The 16,395-nt window shown below is 71.7% G+C and carries 15 protein-coding genes; 10 read left to right on the forward strand and 5 right to left on the reverse strand.

Annotated features, from left to right (window positions below):
* Positions 1-134 precede the first annotated feature (134 nt).
* Genes efeO through AB0D18_RS24830 form a run of 4 tightly spaced genes read left to right on the forward strand, consistent with a single transcriptional unit; the run spans position 135 to position 4,525 of the window.
* Positions 135-1,283, forward strand: a complete 1,149-nt coding sequence (gene efeO / locus AB0D18_RS24815; RefSeq protein ID WP_362422456.1) for an iron uptake system protein EfeO — start codon at positions 135-137, stop codon at positions 1,281-1,283.
* Positions 1,284-1,316: 33 nt separating this feature from the next.
* Positions 1,317-2,591, forward strand: coding sequence for an iron uptake transporter deferrochelatase/peroxidase subunit (gene efeB / locus AB0D18_RS24820; RefSeq protein WP_362422459.1), 1,275 nt, complete (start codon positions 1,317-1,319; stop codon positions 2,589-2,591).
* A 46-nt stretch (positions 2,592-2,637) separates the two neighbouring features.
* Entirely contained in the window at positions 2,638-3,618 is a 981-nt protein-coding gene (gene efeU / locus AB0D18_RS24825; protein WP_362422461.1) for an iron uptake transporter permease EfeU, read from the forward strand.
* Entirely contained in the window at positions 3,518-4,525 is a 1,008-nt protein-coding gene (locus AB0D18_RS24830; RefSeq protein WP_362422464.1) for a hypothetical protein, read from the forward strand. The genes efeU and AB0D18_RS24830 overlap by 101 nt, the downstream gene beginning before the upstream one ends.
* An 81-nt stretch (positions 4,526-4,606) precedes the next feature.
* On the opposite strand, the gene AB0D18_RS24835 is transcribed toward AB0D18_RS24830, so the two are convergent.
* Together AB0D18_RS24835 and AB0D18_RS24840 are read right to left on the reverse strand one after the other, a co-directional pair.
* Positions 4,607-5,479, reverse strand: coding sequence for a bifunctional DNA primase/polymerase (locus AB0D18_RS24835; RefSeq protein ID WP_362422467.1), 873 nt, complete (start codon positions 5,477-5,479; stop codon positions 4,607-4,609).
* A 116-nt stretch (positions 5,480-5,595) separates the two neighbouring features.
* The gene (locus AB0D18_RS24840; protein ID WP_362422470.1) at positions 5,596-6,213 is read right to left on the reverse strand and encodes a TetR/AcrR family transcriptional regulator; all 618 of its coding nucleotides are present in this window, start codon (positions 6,211-6,213) and stop codon (positions 5,596-5,598) included.
* A 326-nt stretch (positions 6,214-6,539) separates the two neighbouring features.
* On the opposite strand from AB0D18_RS24840, the gene ddaH reads away from it, so the two are divergent.
* The gene (gene ddaH, locus AB0D18_RS24845) at positions 6,540-7,370 is read left to right on the forward strand and encodes a dimethylargininase (RefSeq protein WP_362422473.1); all 831 of its coding nucleotides are present in this window, start codon (positions 6,540-6,542) and stop codon (positions 7,368-7,370) included.
* An 81-nt stretch (positions 7,371-7,451) separates the two neighbouring features.
* On the opposite strand, the gene AB0D18_RS24850 is transcribed toward ddaH, so the two are convergent.
* Positions 7,452-8,471, reverse strand: coding sequence for a small ribosomal subunit Rsm22 family protein (locus tag AB0D18_RS24850; RefSeq protein WP_362422476.1), 1,020 nt, complete (start codon positions 8,469-8,471; stop codon positions 7,452-7,454).
* Positions 8,472-8,608: 137 nt separating this feature from the next.
* Between AB0D18_RS24850 and AB0D18_RS24855 the strand changes: the two genes are divergently transcribed.
* From AB0D18_RS24855 to AB0D18_RS24865, 3 genes are all read left to right on the forward strand, one after another.
* Positions 8,609-9,970, forward strand: coding sequence for a hypothetical protein (locus tag AB0D18_RS24855; RefSeq protein WP_362422479.1), 1,362 nt, complete (start codon positions 8,609-8,611; stop codon positions 9,968-9,970).
* Positions 9,971-10,010: 40 nt separating this feature from the next.
* Positions 10,011-10,385, forward strand: coding sequence for a hypothetical protein (locus AB0D18_RS24860; protein ID WP_362422482.1), 375 nt, complete (start codon positions 10,011-10,013; stop codon positions 10,383-10,385).
* 261 nt (positions 10,386-10,646) lie between these two features.
* On the forward strand, positions 10,647-10,970 hold the full coding sequence (locus tag AB0D18_RS24865; protein WP_362422485.1) for a hypothetical protein: 324 nt from the start codon (positions 10,647-10,649) through the stop codon (positions 10,968-10,970).
* Positions 10,971-11,081: 111 nt separating this feature from the next.
* Here the strand turns inward: AB0D18_RS24865 and AB0D18_RS24870 are convergent, their stop codons facing one another.
* Positions 11,082-12,551: a Bcr/CflA family multidrug efflux MFS transporter gene (locus AB0D18_RS24870; RefSeq protein ID WP_362422541.1), complete on the reverse strand. Its 1,470-nt coding sequence runs from the start codon at positions 12,549-12,551 to the stop codon at positions 11,082-11,084.
* A gap of 103 nt (positions 12,552-12,654) precedes the next feature.
* Between AB0D18_RS24870 and AB0D18_RS24875 the strand changes: the two genes are divergently transcribed.
* On the forward strand, positions 12,655-13,656 hold the full coding sequence (locus AB0D18_RS24875; protein ID WP_362422488.1) for a Gfo/Idh/MocA family oxidoreductase: 1,002 nt from the start codon (positions 12,655-12,657) through the stop codon (positions 13,654-13,656).
* Positions 13,657-13,719: 63 nt separating this feature from the next.
* Here the strand turns inward: AB0D18_RS24875 and AB0D18_RS24880 are convergent, their stop codons facing one another.
* Positions 13,720-15,369, reverse strand: a complete 1,650-nt coding sequence (locus AB0D18_RS24880) for an alkaline phosphatase D family protein (protein ID WP_362422491.1) — start codon at positions 15,367-15,369, stop codon at positions 13,720-13,722.
* Between the two features lie 106 nt (positions 15,370-15,475).
* On the opposite strand from AB0D18_RS24880, the gene AB0D18_RS24885 reads away from it, so the two are divergent.
* A complete protein-coding gene (locus AB0D18_RS24885) occupies positions 15,476-16,249 on the forward strand; it encodes an SDR family oxidoreductase (RefSeq protein ID WP_362422494.1) in 774 nt (257 codons plus the stop codon).
* Positions 16,250-16,395: the final 146 nt, after the last annotated feature.

A 16,395-nucleotide genomic window follows, 5' to 3' on the forward strand; every position in this document is an offset into this window, starting at 1 on the left:
CTGCACGGGCGGTGATGTCCGGAGTAAAGGGCGTTTAACTTAGGTAAGCCTCAGTAGACCTGAGGGCCTTGTAGACCCTGTCGATGACCCCGTCGATGTTCCGCCCCGCCCTTTCACCCGCGTGGAGTCACCTGATGCGTCCCGTACGTCTCTCCGTCCTCACCGCGGTCGCCGCCGCGACCGCCCTCACCGCCGTGACCGGCTGCGCAGAGAAGAGCGACGCCAAGGACGGCGGTGGCGAGGGCGCGGTCCAGGTCGTCGCCAAGGACGACTCCTGCGAGGTGTCGAAGAAGGAGTTCCCCGCCGGGAAGATCGAGCTGGCGGTGGAGAACAAGGGCACCAAGGTCACCGAGGTGTACGTCCTGTTCCCGGACGACCGCATCGTCACCGAGCGCGAGAACATCCTCCCCGGCACGAAGGCGAAGCTGACGGCGGAGATCAAGGCCGGATCGTACGAGATCGCCTGCAAGCCCGGCATGAAGGGCGACGGCATCCGGCAGAAGATCACCGTCAGCGGCGCCGCCGCCGCGAAGCGCAGCCCGGAGCAGGACGCCGCGGTCGCCGCGTACCGCACCTACGTGCGCGAGCAGGCGGAGCAGACGCTGCCCAAGGCGCAGGTGTTCGCCGACGCGGTGAAGGCGGGCGACCTTCAGGCCGCGAAGAAGGCGTACGCGCCCTCGCGCATCGGCTGGGAGCGCACCGAGCCCGTCGCGGAGTCCTTCGGCGACATCGACCCGATGGTCGACCTGCGCGAGGACGGCGTCGAGGAGACCGGCAAGCCGTGGACCGGCTGGCACCGCCTGGAGAAGGCGCTGTGGCAGGACAAGAAGATCGGGGAGCCGGAGAAGAAGCTCGCCGACACCCTGATGAAGGACCTGAACACCTGGGTGAAGAAGGTCGGCACCGCCGAAATCACCCCGTCCTCCATGGCCAACGGCGCCAAGGAGCTCCTCGACGAGGTCGCCACCGGCAAGGTCACCGGCGAGGAGGAGCGCTACAGCCACACCGACCTCGTCGACTTCAAGGCCAACGTCGAGGGCGCCGAGAAGTCGTACACGCTGCTCAAGCCGGTCGCGTCGAAGAACGACCCGAAGCTGACCGCCCAGCTCGACAAGCAGTTCGGCGCGCTGAACAAGTTGCTCGACAAGCACCGCCCGGACACCACCTCGTACGACTTCACCTCGTACGACAAGGTCGGCAAGGACCAGCGCAAGGAGCTCTCGGACGCGGTGAACGCGCTCGCCGAGCCGCTGTCGAAGCTCGCCGCAGCGGTCACGAAGTAAGTCCTGACGAACCCGTACGAGGAGGGTCCGGCCGTGCCTGAAGACACCTCAGCAGAAGACACCTCAGCAGATGTCAAGAACTCCCCCGCCCCGTCCCGCCGTTCGGTGATCGGCTGGGGCGGCGCGGGGCTCGCGCTCGGCGCCGCCGCCGCGGGCGGGGCCGCGGTCGCGCTGAACCGCGAGCCGGACCCGGCGCCCGCCGCGTCCGACGGCGCGGCCGTCCCCTTCTACGGTGCGCACCAGGCCGGGATCGCCACGGCGGTCCCCGACCGGCTGCACTTCGCCGCGTTCGACGTGACGACCAAGGACCGGGCGGAGCTGGTCCAGCTCCTGAAGGACTGGACGGTGGCGGCGGCCCGGCTGACCGCAGGACGGGTGGTCGGCGAGGGCGCGTACGGCGGGCAGCCGGAGGCGCCGCCGGACGACACAGGCGAGGCGCTGGGCCTGAAGCCCTCCCGCCTCACCCTGACGATCGGGTTCGGCCCCTCCCTCTTCGACGACCGCTTCGGGCTGAAGGACAAGCGCCCCGCGGCGCTGATCGACCTCCCCAAGTTCCCCGGCGACAACCTCGACAAGGCGCGCAGCGGCGGCGACCTGTGTGTACAGGCCTGCTCCGACGATCCGCAGGTGGCGGTGCACGCCATCCGCAACCTCGCCCGCATCGGCTTCGGCAAGGTCGCCGTCCGCTGGTCGCAGCTCGGCTTCGGCAAGACGTCGTCGACGACGCCGGACGCACAGACCCCCCGCAACCTCTTCGGCTTCAAGGACGGCACCCGCAACATCGCGGGCACCGACGGCGCCACGCTCGACAAGCACGTGTGGGCCTCCGCGAAGGACGGATCGGCGTGGATGGCCGGGGGTTCCTACCTGGTCGCGCGCCGCATCCGGATGAACGTCGAGACCTGGGACCGCACTTCGCTCCAGGAGCAGGAGGACATCTTCGGCCGCGACAAGGGCGAGGGTGCGGCCGTCGGCAAGTCCAAGGAGCACGACGAGCCGCTGCTGAAGGCGATGCTGCCGACCTCGCACGTACGGCTCGCGCACCCGGACTCCAACTCCGGTGCGCGGATGCTGCGCCGGGGCTACTCCTTCACCGACGGCACGGACGGGCTCGGCCGGCTCGACGCCGGGCTGTTCTTCCTGGCCTACCAGCGCGACGCGCGGGACGCGTTCATCCCCGTGCAGCGCAGCCTGGGGCGCTCCGACGCCCTCAACGAGTACATCCAGCACGTGGGTTCGGCGCACTTCGCCGTCCCGCCGGGCGTCCGGGACAAGGACGACTGGTGGGGCCGGGCGCTGTTCTCGTAGCCCCCTCCCGCAACCCTCGAAGTAAAAGAAAAGGACGGGGACCGACGTGTTCGCCAACTACCTGACCGGTCTGCGCGAAGGCCTCGAAGCCAGCCTGGTCGTCTGCATCCTCATCGCCTACCTGGTGAAGACCGGCCGGCGGGACGCCCTGCTCCCGGTGTGGGCCGGCATCGGCGTCGCCGTGCTGCTCGCGCTCGGCTTCGGTGCCGGACTGACGTACGGATCGCAGGAGTTGACCTTCGAGGCGCAGGAGGCGCTCGGCGGTTCGCTGTCGATCGTCGCGGTGTGCCTGGTGAGCTGGATGGTCTTCTGGATGCGGCGCACCGCCAGGCACCTGAAGTCCGACCTGCACGGCAGGCTCGACGCGGCGCTGCAGATGGGCACGGCCGCGCTGGTGGCGACCGCGTTCCTGGCGGTGGGCCGCGAGGGTCTGGAGACCGCGCTGTTCGTGTGGGCGTCGGTGCGGGCGTTGGGCGACGGTACGAACGGGCCGCTGATCGGCGTCGCGCTCGGCCTGGCCACGGCGGTGCTGCTCGGCTGGATGTTCTACCTGGGTGCGGTACGGATCAACCTGGCGAAGTTCTTCACGTGGACCGGGGCGATGCTCCTCGTCGTCGCCGCGGGCGTACTGGCGTACGGCGTCCACGACTTGCAGGAGGCGCGCTTCCTGGGCGGGCTGTCCAGCAAGGCGTTCGACATCACCGAGCAGATCCCGCCGGACAGCTGGTACGGCACGCTCCTCAAGGGCGTCTTCAACTTCCAGAGCGACCCGACCGTCCTCCAGGTCACGGTGTGGGCGCTGTATCTGGTCCCCATGCTCGTGCTGTTCTTCGCCCCGGTAGGGTTCCGGACGTCGGTGACGGCGGGTACGGCAGAGACGCAGAGGGCAACGCATGAGGACGCGCACGCGAAGACTGGGGCGGCGAGTGGCGACGCTGGCGACGGCGGCGGCCCTGGTGCTGACGGCGAGCGGGTGCGTGACGGTGCACGGCGAGCGGGAGATCGTCCCGGCGGCGACCAAGGCTGAGGCGGCCCAGGCCCTCAAGGACTTCACGGACGCCTACAACAAGGCGGACAAGGCGTACGACCCGGCCCTCGTCGCGGGCCGGGTCACCGGCGCGCTCGGCGCCATCAACCAGGCGGGGCTCAAGGCTCGCCGCACGCAGAGCCCCGGCGGCAACAGGGCCCACCAGCCGCTCGCCCTCTCCGACGCCCGGTTCCTGATCCCGAAGAGGGCGGGCTGGCCGCGCTGGTTCGTCGCCGACACCGACAGCAACCGGGACACCGAGGGCGGCGACAAGCGCGCCGACACCCGCTGGCTGCTCGTGTTCGTACGGGGCGGTGCGGACCAACTCTGGGAGGCCTCGCACCTGTTGACGCTGCGCAAGAGTGAGCTTCCCGAGTTCGCGGTGGACGGCGAGGGGTGGGCGAAGACCGCGGACGAGTCGACCCTCCAGGTCCCGCCGCAGGACCTGAGCCAGGCCTACGCGACGTACCTCCAGACCCCTCCCGGCAAGCCCGCCACGTCCGGTGGCCTCGCGACCGCCTTCGCCCCCGGCCCGGACACCACCGCGTGGCTGGCCTCGCGCAAGCGGGCCTCGCAGCGCGTCGGCCGCTCCATGCAGTACCTCGACCAGGCACTGAACACGGGCGCGTTCGCCCCGGTCGGGCTCGCCACCAAGGACGGCGGCGGCTTCGTCTTCTTCGCCTCCCGCCACTTCGAGAAGCAGACGGCGGCCCGGGGCGTGCCGCTGCTCGACCTCAACGCGGACGTACGGGCGCTGATGACCGGCACCGCGAAGTCCACGCTGCTGAAGGAACGGGTGTCGAGCCAGGTGGCGCTGGTGCCGAAGAAGGGCGCACAGGGTGCGGCGGGCCCAGCGGTGGAGCTTCAGTCCCGCGTCCAGGGCCTGGTGTCGGCCACCGGCTCGTAACGCAACTCCCCTGCCCTCTACGGGAGTTCAGCCTTCTACGGGAGTTCAGTCCTCTACGGGAGTTCAGTCCTCTACGGGAGTTCAGCGCCCGATCGGCCAGGCCACCGCATGCGGGTCGGTGTCCGAGTCGGCGTCGTCCGCGTACCGGGCACAGGCGTCGGTGAGGGTCTCCAGGAGGGTCAGCGGATCCGGCAGTACGTGCTCCAGGCCGCGCACCCAGTGCACGTCCAGGTCACCGGGCAGCCGGGCCGGCGGGACGAGGACGTAGCTCCCGCGGCAGTGCCAGCGCAGCCCCGGATGCTCGTCCATGGTCTCGGGATGGCAGTCCAGCTCGCAGGGCCACCACTCGTCCTCGTCCTCGGGGGTGCCCCGGGTCGCGGTGAAGAACAGCATGCGGGCCTCGGCCTCGCTGCCGCCCTCGCCGAACACGGCGACGGGGCCGACCTCGATACCGGCCCCGACGAGCCGCTCCAGCGCACTGCGGCCTGCCTCCAGCGGTACGTCGAGGACGTCGTGGACCATGCCGGTCGCTGTGATGAAGTTGGCCTGGGGCTGGGTGTTCGCCCACCGCTCGACCTGGGCGCGGTCGGTGGTCGACTGGGTCTGCCAGGCGAAGGACACGGGGTGGCGGGCGGGCGTCGGACAGCCGACGCGCTCGCACGAACACCGATAGCCGGCAGGGTACGCGGCGGGGGCGAGCGGCAGCCCCGCGCCGGCGGCGGCTCGGAGCAGGTCGAGGCGGTCGGCGGAGGTGTCGGGTACGGCTTTGCCGCCGGACCGGCGGCGCAGCCACTGGGCGATCCGGCCGCCCTGCGCGGCCGGGTCCCGGTCGGGGCCCACGCCCTGCCCGGCAGCTGCCTTCGGCTGCGGCTTGGCCGCTGCCTTCGCCTCGGGATTCGAGCCTGTCCCTGCGCCGCGATTGCGGCCGAACTCCGCGCCCATCTGGCTCCTCACCCTCAAACCGTCGGCCCCCGGCCCTGAGCTCTCGCCCCCGGCGGACCTCTCCATGCTCGCACCATCCTGCTCCTCCGGTGGCAGGTGTCCGCATCCGGGGTCACCGGGAGGCGTGCTCAGCGCGGGGCGAGACCGTGCACGGCGTACTCGACGAGGCTGTCCGCGTACGCGTGGGTGAGCGGCCCGGTGCGCAGGAACCAGCGGTGCGTGAGCGGCCCGGTGAACAGCTCCAGGGCGATCTCGGGGTCCACCCCGGGGCGGACCTGGCCCGCCTCCTGTGCGGCACGCAGCCGGTCCACGTACAGCTGGAGGGACGGCCGCAGCAGCTTGTCGACGTACTGGGCGCCGAGCTCCGCATCGACGATGCCCTCGGCGGTGAGGGCCCGGGTGGGGATGTCGTACTTGGGGTCGACGAGTTCATCGACGGTCGCGCGCAGGACGAGCTTGAGGTCGGCCACCAGGTCACCCGTGTCGGGGATCGCCTGCCCGACCTCTCCGACGGCTTCGGCGGCCTGCTCACTGAGGTCCACGAAGGCCTCCAGGAGGACGGCCGCCTTGGAGGGCCACCAGCGGTAAATGGTCTGCTTGCCGACGCCGGCGCGGGCGGCGATGCCCTCGATCGTCGTCTTCTGATACCCGACCTCGCCGACGAGGGCGAGAGCGGCGTCATAAATGGCCCGCCGGGAACGGTCGCTGCGACGGGCGGAGTCGGGGGTCTTGCCGGGGGCTGCCATGGAGGAAATCTACCAGCACCACGAGACGATACGCATCGTCTCTTCGAGGCGGGGCGGGCGGCGACCCCGCTGCCCAAGGAGGCCAGCGGGCTGAGGGGCAGGCATTCAGGGGCGCGGGGAACTGCGCGACCAGCCACGACGCACCCGCACGACGACCACCGGCCCGCCCCGCCCGCCTCGCCGGCACCCGCACCCGCCCGTGCCCACCCGCCACCCACCGTGAACCACCCTTTCGGTGCACAGCAGAAAGGACCCCCCACCACCGACCATGGCACCAGGCACACACCGTGCCCCCAGCTTTACCCGTCGTTCGTGAGGAGCCCTCATTGACCGGACGCATTCGTGACGCCGCGCCCCGCCGCTACCTGATGTGCCCCCCGGAGCACTTCAGGGTCACGTACTCCATCAACCCCTGGATGGACCCCGCCAAGCCCGTCGAACTTCCCCTCGCCCTCGTGCAGTGGGAAGACCTGCGCGACCGCTACCTCTCCCTCGGCCACACCGTCGAACTGCTCGACCCCCGCCCCGGCCTCCCCGACATGGTGTTCGCCGCGAACGGTGCCACCGTCGTGGACGGCCGCGTCCTGGGCGCCCGCTTCGCCTACGCGGAACGCGCCCCGGAGGCCGAGGCCCACCGCGAGTGGTTCCGTCACCACGGCTTCGCCGACCTCCACGAACCCGACCACGTCAACGAGGGCGAGGGCGACTTCGCCGTCACGTCCTCCTGGATCCTGGCCGGCCGGGGCTTCCGCTCGACCTCCGCCGCGCACGACGAGGCGCAGGAGTTCTTCGGCCGCCCGGTCATCGGCCTGGACCTCGTCGACCCCCGCTACTACCACCTGGACACGGCGCTGGCCGTCCTCGACGACCGTACGGACGAGGTCATGTACTACCCGGGCGCCTTCTCCCCCGGCAGCCGCGCCGTCCTCGCCCGGCTCTTCCCCGACGCGCTGATCGCCGAGGAGGCGGACGCGGCGGCGCTCGGCCTCAACGCGGTGAGCGACGGCCGCCACGTGCTGCTGCCGCAGGCGGCGACCGGCCTCTACGATCCGCTCCGGGTACGAGGCTTCGAGCCGATCGGGATGGATCTCGGTGAACTCCTCAAGGGCGGCGGCAGCGTGAAGTGCTGCACGCAGGAGCTGCGCGGCGGCAGCTGAGAGCGAGTGGGGGCCGGGGAGCTGACCGCCCGTTGCCCGCCTGCGGGCGCGTCGTGGCCGGTCGCGCAGTTCCCCGCGCCCCTAAGGGGCGCTCCCCTCCCGGGGCGGCCACGCGTCGCCCCAGTCGGTGTCCCTGGCCGCCCGGTAGAGGTCGCCGTGGCGCTTCTTGGAGATGTTCTCCTTGGCCTGTTCGCCGTCCGCCCGGCACAGCTCCAGCATGACCAGGCCCTTGCGGATCTGCGGTTTGCGCACGACGCGGGCGCCGACCGGAGTGGCGTCGACCGCCTCGTCCCGCACCGCCGCCACGTACGCGAACTTCTCGTCCTCGTACGCCAGCGAACCCCCCTTGACCTTCCGGTGCAGCGACGACCTGCTGACCCGGGCCGAGAAGTGGCACCAGTCGGTGCCCTCCTGGTCGATCGGGCAGGCGCCGCTGTGCGGGCAGGGCGCGGCGATCCGCAGCCCCGCCGCGATCAGCCGGTCGCGGGCCGCGAGGATGCGGCGGTAGCCGTCCGGCGTTCCCGGCTCGACGATGACGACGGCCCCGGTCGCGGCTCGGGCGGCCTGGTCGACGAGGGTGTCCCGGTCGCCCTCGGTCAGCTCCTTCAGCACGTACGACACGGTGACGAGATCAGTGCTCTCGATGGTGAGCGCCGATCCGATACGAGAGCGCTGCCAGACGGTGTTCCGCAGCGCGGGCACCCCCGACGCCTCGGCCAGCTCCCGGCCGAGCGCGAGAGCGGGTTCCGCCCAGTCGAGGACGGTGCTCCGCTGCGTCCCCCACGCCTCGGTGACGGCCCAGCTCGCGGAGCCCGTCCCGCCGCCGACGTCCAGGTGTGTGCCCGGTGTCCACCCGGGGGCGGCATCCCGCAGCGCGCCGAGCGCGGACCGTACGGCCTCGAAGGTCGCGGGCATCCGGTACGCGGCGTACGCGGCCACGTCGGAGCGGTCGCGCAGCACCGGTGCGTCGGTCGGAGTGGTTCCCCGGTAGTTGGCGATCAGCCGGTCGACGGCCTGCGTCGCCTGCTTGGGCGGCAGCCCGTCGAGCAGCCCGGCAAGGGCGCCGCGCAGGACTTCCGGGAAGGAGAGGGTGGAGTTCACCGGAAGAGTGTAGGGGGCAAAAAGGGACGTGAGGGAACTGCTGCGCATCCAGGGGCAGTTGCATACGCTGACAGCCGTTGACCGTTTCTGGGGGCGGCGGGTCCGGCAGGACGCGACGGGGGAAACCGGGGGAAGCAATGGGACAGCGGATCGTACGGACGGCTCTGGTGGTCGCAGTGGCCGTCCTGGCGCTCCTGCTCCTCCTGGCCACCTGCGGCGGCACCCAGGACGACAAGGGCGACAAGGCGAACACGGACGGCAGGAGCACGGGCAACGGCACGGTCCGGTCCGAGCAGCACCCCGCCCCTTCGCCCGTCCCCCGCCTCCGGGTCCCCGCCGCGTACAGCCGGGCTCAGGGCAAGGGCTGGCAGATCGTCGGCGGCTCCACGGAGTACGCGCTCTCCCAGCCGTCCCCGTACTCGTCCTCCTCCCCCCTGCTCGCACACGTGGAGCGCTCCGGCAGCGGCCGTTTCCTGCTCCGTGCATACGACACGGCAACGGGGAAGCCCCTCTGGACGGGCGCGCCGTGGCGGTCCCTCTCCGACCCGGCGTACTTCCCCCGGCTGCTGTCCGTCGCCAAGGGCGACCGCCGCTTCTTCGTCACCTGGTCGTACGGGAAGGTCGGCGGCTCGGACGCGCTGTCGACCGGGGACTCGGTCGTCGCCCTCGACGTGTACGACGCCGGGACCGGCCGCCCGCTCCACGTCGAGCTGCCCTGGACGGGCGTCCCGGTGGTGTCCGGCACCGGCCCCGGCATCCTGATCACCGACGGTGCGGCGGCGTCGACGGTCGTGGACCCGCTCACCGGGCGACTGTCCGCCGTGGCCGCGAAGGACCTCCGGCCGCCCAAGGACTGCGAGAACTGCCGTACCCGCACCGAGGTCCGGGGCCTGACCGCGAAGGGACTGCTGGTCGGCGGCCGTACGGAATTCTGGGTGCGGGGCGGCTGGTACAGCAGGTCGGTCGCGCCCGGGGGCACCGACCCGGCGTCCGGTCTGCCCACCTCGGTGACGGCCTCCGGGCACGTACTGGCGAAGTGGCAGAAGAAGAAGCCGGACGGCTGGGACCGGTGGGCGGTGCACGACGCGAACACCGGGAAGGTGCTCGGATCGGTCGACTGCCGCAAGCCGGCGATAGAGCCGGGCGCGTACCCGCAGGCGGTGACCTCCCCCGGCGGCGGCTACCTGGTGGCCGGGAACCTGGCCTTCGATCTCCGTACCCCCGCCGCCAAGGGCGCGCAGACGGGCCACTGCTTCCAGGAGAAGGAGGGCACCAGGCCGGTGACCCTGACCTCGGTCACCGACGGGGGCACCGCGTACGGCACGACGAGCCCGACCTCGGCGGCCGGCACCCCGGTCGAGGTACCGCTGGCCACCGCCGTACCGGCCGCGCTGGCGGACACCACCGTGCTGCCCGAGGCGGAGGTGGCGGGCACGGGCCTGTTCCGCTGGACGGACCGGCAGGACCGGCAGCACCTGATCGGGTACCCCCGTAGCTGAATCGCTGGCGCGGCGGCGTGAACTCGGTCACTCTGAGCGGATGTTGCTGCCCAGCGCACACGAGCAGACCGAGCTGATCGAAGTCGTCCGCATCACCCCGGACGCCAACGACCCGCTGCCGAAGACCATGACGGGCGAGGACACGGCACTCTGGGAGGAGGCCGAGGCCCGCGAGGCGCTGGCCCTGGTGAAGGAGCTCCCGGTCAGCCAGCCCGGCCAGACGTTCCTGCCCGGCTGGGGGATGCGGGTGCACGGGCCGCGCGGCATGCTCTTCGAGATCGCGTTCTCGTACGAGTGCCACGCCGCCCGCCTCTGGGGCCCGGCCGTCCCGCACAAGCAGGAGGGCCTCTACCCGTTCGACCCCGACAGCCCGCCGGCGATGGAGCTGCTGCGCCGCTTCCGCTCGCTCGTGTAGGGGCGCCGACGGACGGCGGGCCGAGGTGGACCCCCCTCCTGCGGCTTGTCGCAAGAGATGCTGGTCCGATCGGATGATGCTGCTGCGGAACGGCGGCACGAGCGCAAGCACTGCAAAGGAGCACGCTCCTTCCTGGTGTCGCGACGGCACTGCCACTTCTCCCTCCAGGGAGTTCCGTGCTGCCTCCGATCCCGATCCCGACCCCGATCCGCCGGGCGGCCCTGCCCCCGCCGTGCCACGCAGGGCGCACTCGCCCTCGGCGTGACCCTCGCTCTGGCCGCCCCGGACAGCTCCCACGCCGCCGCGCGGCCGGTGGCGGGCCAAGTGACGTCCCGTTTCGGACAGTTCGTCCGTACCGCGCCGAGCACGGCGTCACGGAAGATCGGCGAAGTCGAGGGTCCCTCGGTGATGCTGCCCGCCACCCGGGGAGAGACCGTCACCGCCACGGCCGTCTGCCCCGCCGGCACCCAGGGGGTGGGTGGCGGATTCACCCACGGCACACGGACCAATCCGATCGGCAGCCTCAACACCTGGTTCTGGGGAAGCAAGGCCGACCTGCCGACCAACTCGTGGAAGGTTTCGTGACAGCAGATGGACTCCTCCGCCACGACCTTCCGCATCACCCCGTACGCCTACACGACGAGGGCCCCGGCTGCCGGCAGCCGGGGCCCTCGTCGTGTAGGGCAGGACGGGTCGCTACGCGTCCGAGGTCCGCTGCCACGGGCGGCACAGCCCCACGAAGCACCCCACCGCGAGCAGCGCGCACACCAGCTGTACGACGGCCATCGGGACCGCCGTCGCCTCGCCCGCGATGCCGACCAGCGGCGACGCGATCGCGCCGACCAGGAACGAGGACGTGCCGAGCAGCGCTGACGCGGAGCCCGCCGCGTGCGGGGTGCGCATCAGGGCCTGGGTGTTGGTGCTGGGCATGATCAGCCCCATCGCCGACATGAGGACGAACAGCCCGGCGGCCACCGGCCACAGCCCGACCTTCCCGAACGCCCCGCTCGTCATCAGCAGCAGGGCGACGGCGGCGAGGGTGACGACGGCGAGGCCGAAGGCCAGCACCTTGTCGAGGCGGACCCGGCCGACGAGGATCTTCCCGTTGATCTGGCCGACGACGATCAGGCCGACGGAGTTGACGCCGAAGAGCAGGCTGAAGGTCTGCGCGGACGCGCCGTAGATCTCCTGCACGACGAACGGCGAGGCGCTGATGTACGCGAAGAGGACGGCGAAGGCGAGACCGCCGGTGAGCATGTAGCCGGTGAAGACGCGGTCGGCGAGGAGCCCCCGCATGGTGCGCAGGGCCTCACCGACGCCGCCGGTGTGCCGCCGCTCCTGCGGAAGCGTCTCGTGCAGCCACTTCCAGACGACGAGGGTGAGCAGGACGCCGACGCCCGTCAGTACGTAGAAAATGCCCCGCCAGTCGGTGAGACGCAGTACCTGCCCGCCGATGACGGGCGCGATGACCGGGGCGACCCCGGAGATCAGCATCAGGGTGGAGAAGAACCTCGCCATCTCCACGCCGTCGTACATGTCGCGGACCATGGCCCGCGCGATGACGATTCCGGCGGCGCCGGCCAGGCCCTGCAACAGGCGGAAGCCGATGAGGAGTTCGGCGTTCGGGGCAAACGCGCAGATGGCGGTCGCGAGGACGTACACGACCATGCCGACGAGCAGCGGGCGGCGGCGCCCCAGCTTGTCGCTGAGCGGGCCGACGACGAGCTGGCCGAGCGCCATGCCGGCGAGGCAGGCGGTCAGGGTGAGCTGGACGGTCGCGGCGGGCGAGCCGAGGGCCTTGGTGACCTCGGGCAGCGCCGGGAGGTACATGTCCATGGACAGCGGCGGCAGCGCGGTGAGCCCGCCGAGGACGAGCGTGACGAGGAGGCTGGTGCGGCGGACGGCCTTGCCGGTCGCCGGACCGGTCGCCTTGCCGGTCGCCGGACCGGTTACCGAGCCGGAAGCAGGCGTGGCCTGGGCGGGCTCGGCGGGTACGGCGGGTACGGCAGGTACGGCGGTCACGGGACCCGCAGTCGCGGCGGTGGCGGACTCGGCGGCCGCTGCCGCCGTCGCCGACTCGACCGCGGCGGAGGCTTCCGCGCCCGCCGAGGGTATGTGGTCCTGTCCTGCTCCCGCTGCCGCTGTCCTGCTGCCGCTGTCCGGCATCATCACTCCCACTTTGTTGAATACCGACCTATGCTCTCAGCTCGTTCGGAGTGCTCGGAACACGCTTCCGGGACAGGCGGGAGGGGTGGAAGGGGTGGGACGGATGAGCAGTGCGGCAACCGTGCGCTGGGGGGTACTGGCCACCGGTGGCATCGCCTCGGCGTTCACCACCGAGTTGCAGAAGATGCCGGACGCGGAGGTGGTCGCGGTCGCATCCCGTACGCCGGAGCGCGCGAAGGCCTTCGCCGACCGGTTCAACATCCCCCGGGCGTACGGGAGTGGGGCGGAACTGGCCGCCGACGACGACATCGACGTCGTCTACGTGGCCGGGCCGCACTCGGCGCACCGGGCGGCGGCCGGGATGTGCCTGGAAGCGGGCCGCGCGGTCCTCTGCGAGAAGTCCTTCACGCTGAACGCCCCGGAGGCTGCGGAACTGATCGGCATTGCCCGTACCCACGACCGCTTTCTGATGGAAGCGATGTGGATGTACTGCAACCCGCTGATCCGGCGCCTTGCCGCGCTCGTCAAGGACGGCGCGATCGGCGAGGTCAGGACCGTACAGGCGGACTTCGGGCTGCCGGGGCCCTTCGCCGCCGACCACCGCCTGCGCGACCCCGCCCAGGGCGGCGGCGCACTGCTCGACCTGGGCGTCTACCCGGTGTCCTTCGCCCACCTGCTGCTCGGCGAGCCCGGCACGGTGCAGGCCCACGCCCTCCTCTCTCCCGAGGGCGTCGACCTGAACACCGGCATCCTGCTCGGCTGGCCCGACTCGGGCGCCCTGGCGACCCTCTCCTGCTCGGTCACCGCCGGCACCCCGGTCATCGCGTCCGTCACCGGCACGGAGGGCCGGATCGACGTCCCGAACGGCTTCTTCTTCCCGGAGCGCTTCACCCTCCACCGCGCCGGCCACGCCCCCGAAGAGGTCGTGGCCGCCGCGGACGCCCCGCACGACAGCCTGCGCCACGAGGCGGCCGAGGTGATGCGCTGTCTGCGGGCGGGTGAGAAGGAGTCGCCGCTGGTGCCACTGGACGGCAGCCTGGCGGTGATGCGGACGCTGGACGCGGTACGGGAGAGGATCGGCGTCCGCTATCCGCAGGAGGGCTGAGCGGGGCACGGGCGGGGGCGGGTCCGGTGTGTTGTCGCGTGCGGGGCGCTCCTGCAGAGCCGACTAGACCGGCTTGAGCCCCGGATTCCCCGCCTCGGTCACGAAGGACGCGGCGGTGGTCACGGCCGCCCCCGGCGTCGTCACCGCCGCGACCGTCCGGAAGTCGGCGCGCGCCTGCTCGGGGGTGAGGGTGAGGAGGGCGTACCCGCGCCGTCCGTTGTAGTGCTTCATGTGCGGGTTGGCGCCGGTCAGCCGCTCCCAGTCGGCGGGCCGGTCCGCCCCGTTCTTCCCGCTCGCGACGGACGTCGTCACGATCTCGGTGCCGACGGTCCGCGAGGCCGGGTCGGCGAAGTCCCGCTTGATGTCGAGGCCGTACGAGACGTGCACGTCCCCGGTCAGTACCAGCAGGTTCTTCACGCCCGCCGACTCGGCCCCGGCGAGGATGCGTTCGCGCGAGGCCGGGTAGCCGTCCCAGGAGTCCATGCTGAGCTTGAAGCCGGGGGCGGACTGGCTGCGGCGCTGGGCGAAGGTCACCTGCTGCGGGACGACGTTCCACACGGGCCTGGTCCCGTTGCTCCAGCCGTCGATCAGCCACCGCTCCTGGGCGGCGCCGGTCATCGTCCGTACCGGATTTTCCGACTCGGGCCCCGGGACCTGCCACCCGTCGCCGTACGCCTGGTCCGAGCGGTACTGCCGGGTGTCGAGGATGTCGAACTGGGCGAGCCGCCCGAACCGCAGCCTTCGATAGAGCCGCATGTCGGGCCCGGTGGGGCGCTGCGGGACGCGCAGCGGCTGGTTCTCCCAGTACGCGCGGTAGGCGGCGGCCCTGCGCAGCAGGAACTCCTCCGGCGGGACGTCGTTCTCCGGGGTGCCGCCCGCGTAGTTGTTCTCGGTCTCGTGGTCGTCCCAGGTGACGACGAAGGGGTGCGCGGCGTGGGCGGCGCGCAGGTCCGGGTCCGACTTGTAGAGGCCGTACCGCAGCCGGTAGTCCTCCAGGGTCACGGTCTCGCGGTTGAAGTGCGCGGGCAGCCGCCGGTCGGTGTACTTGCGCTCGCCGCCGACCGCGTTCACCGCGTACTCGTACAGGTAGTCCCCGAGGTGGAAGACGGCGTCGACGTCCTCGCCCGCCAGGTGCTTGTACGCGGTGAAGTACCCGTCGTGGTACGCCTGGCAGGAGACGACCCCGAGCCGCAGCTCACCGACGCGCGCCCCGCGCGCGGGCGCGGTCCGGGTGCGTCCGACGGGGCTCACCCAGCTCCCCGCCCGGAAGCGGTAGTAGAAGACCCGGTCCGGCGCCAGCCCGTCCACCTCCACATGCACGCTGTGGTGGAACTCGGGGTGCGCGGTGACGCTCCCCCGCCGCACGGTCCGCCGGAAGCGTTCGTCGTGCGCGACCTCCCACTCGACCCGGATGCGGGCCTTGGGCAGAGCGCTGTCCGTTTCGTACGGTCTGGGGGCGAGCCGCGTCCAGAGCAGTACGGAACCGGGGAGGGGATCCCCGGAGGCGACGCCGAGCGAGAACGGGTCCTCCTTGATCCGCCGGGCGTCGAAGTCGGTGACGGACGCGGCGTGGGCCTCGGCGCCTCCCGTTCCCGGGAGGTTGGTGGCGAAGGCGAGGGTTGCGGCGGCTCCGGCGACGGTGAGGAAGCGACGGCGGCCGTGCATCAACTGGCGGGCGGCTGCTTGCATTTCGGGCGCATGGGTGCTGGTCATGCCCGAAGCCCATCTCCCGGGAAGGGCCCCCGATTGTCGCGTACACGTCCACCACATGACGGACAGATGAGTTCCTGAGCGGCGGGTGTGACTACCCTCCCTGCCCATGAGCATTCAGAAGATCGCGGTGGTGACAGGGGCGGGCTCCGGCATCGGCCGGGCGGTGGCGGTGGAGCTGGCCGCTTCCGGCTGGTCGGTGGCACTGGCGGGCCGGCGCGCGGAGCCGCTCGCGCGGACGGCGGAGCTGGCGGCGGAGGTGGCGGCGGAGCCGGCGGGCGGCGAGACGCTGGCCGTCCCGACGGACGTCGCGGACCCGGAGGCGGTGACGGCGCTCTTCACTGCGGTACGGGAGCGCTTCGGGCGCCTGGACCTGCTCTTCAACAACGCGGGAACGTTCGGCCCCGGCGCCACACCGACCGAACAACTCACCTACGCCGACTGGCAGTCGGTGGTCCAGGTGAACGTCACCGGCGCGTTCCTGTGCGCGCAGGCGGCGTACCGCCAGATGAAGGAACAGTCCCCGCAGGGCGGCCGGATCATCAACAACGGCTCCATCTCGGCCCACGCGCCACGCCCGCACTCGGTCGCCTACACGACCACCAAGCACGCGATGACGGGCCTGACCAAGTCACTGTCCCTGGACGGCCGCCCGTACCGGATCGCGGTGAGCCAGATCGACATCGGCAACGCGGCGACGGACATGACGGAACGGATGCAGACGGGAATCCTGCAGGCCAACGGCCAGCTGGCGGTGGAGCCGGTGATGGATGTGCGGGAGGTGGCGGGGACGGTACGGCACATGGCAGAACTGCCACTGGAGGCAAATGTGCAGTTCGCGACGGTACTGGCGACGGCGATGCCGTATGTGGGGAGGGGGTAGGGGGCGGCGTCGAGCGCGTGCGGTCGCGGAGGGGTTGCGCTCCGCGTGGGTGCCGCCCCCTTGCCCACCCTTCCCCAAGCTCTCGGCTTCGCTCGAGCAGGGGAGACCCCACTGCCCCCGGGGGGCGGCCCCGCTGCCCAAGAGGG

Source organism: Streptomyces sp. NPDC048442, assembly GCF_040651475.1.
Lineage (GTDB): Bacteria > Actinomycetota > Actinomycetes > Streptomycetales > Streptomycetaceae > Streptomyces.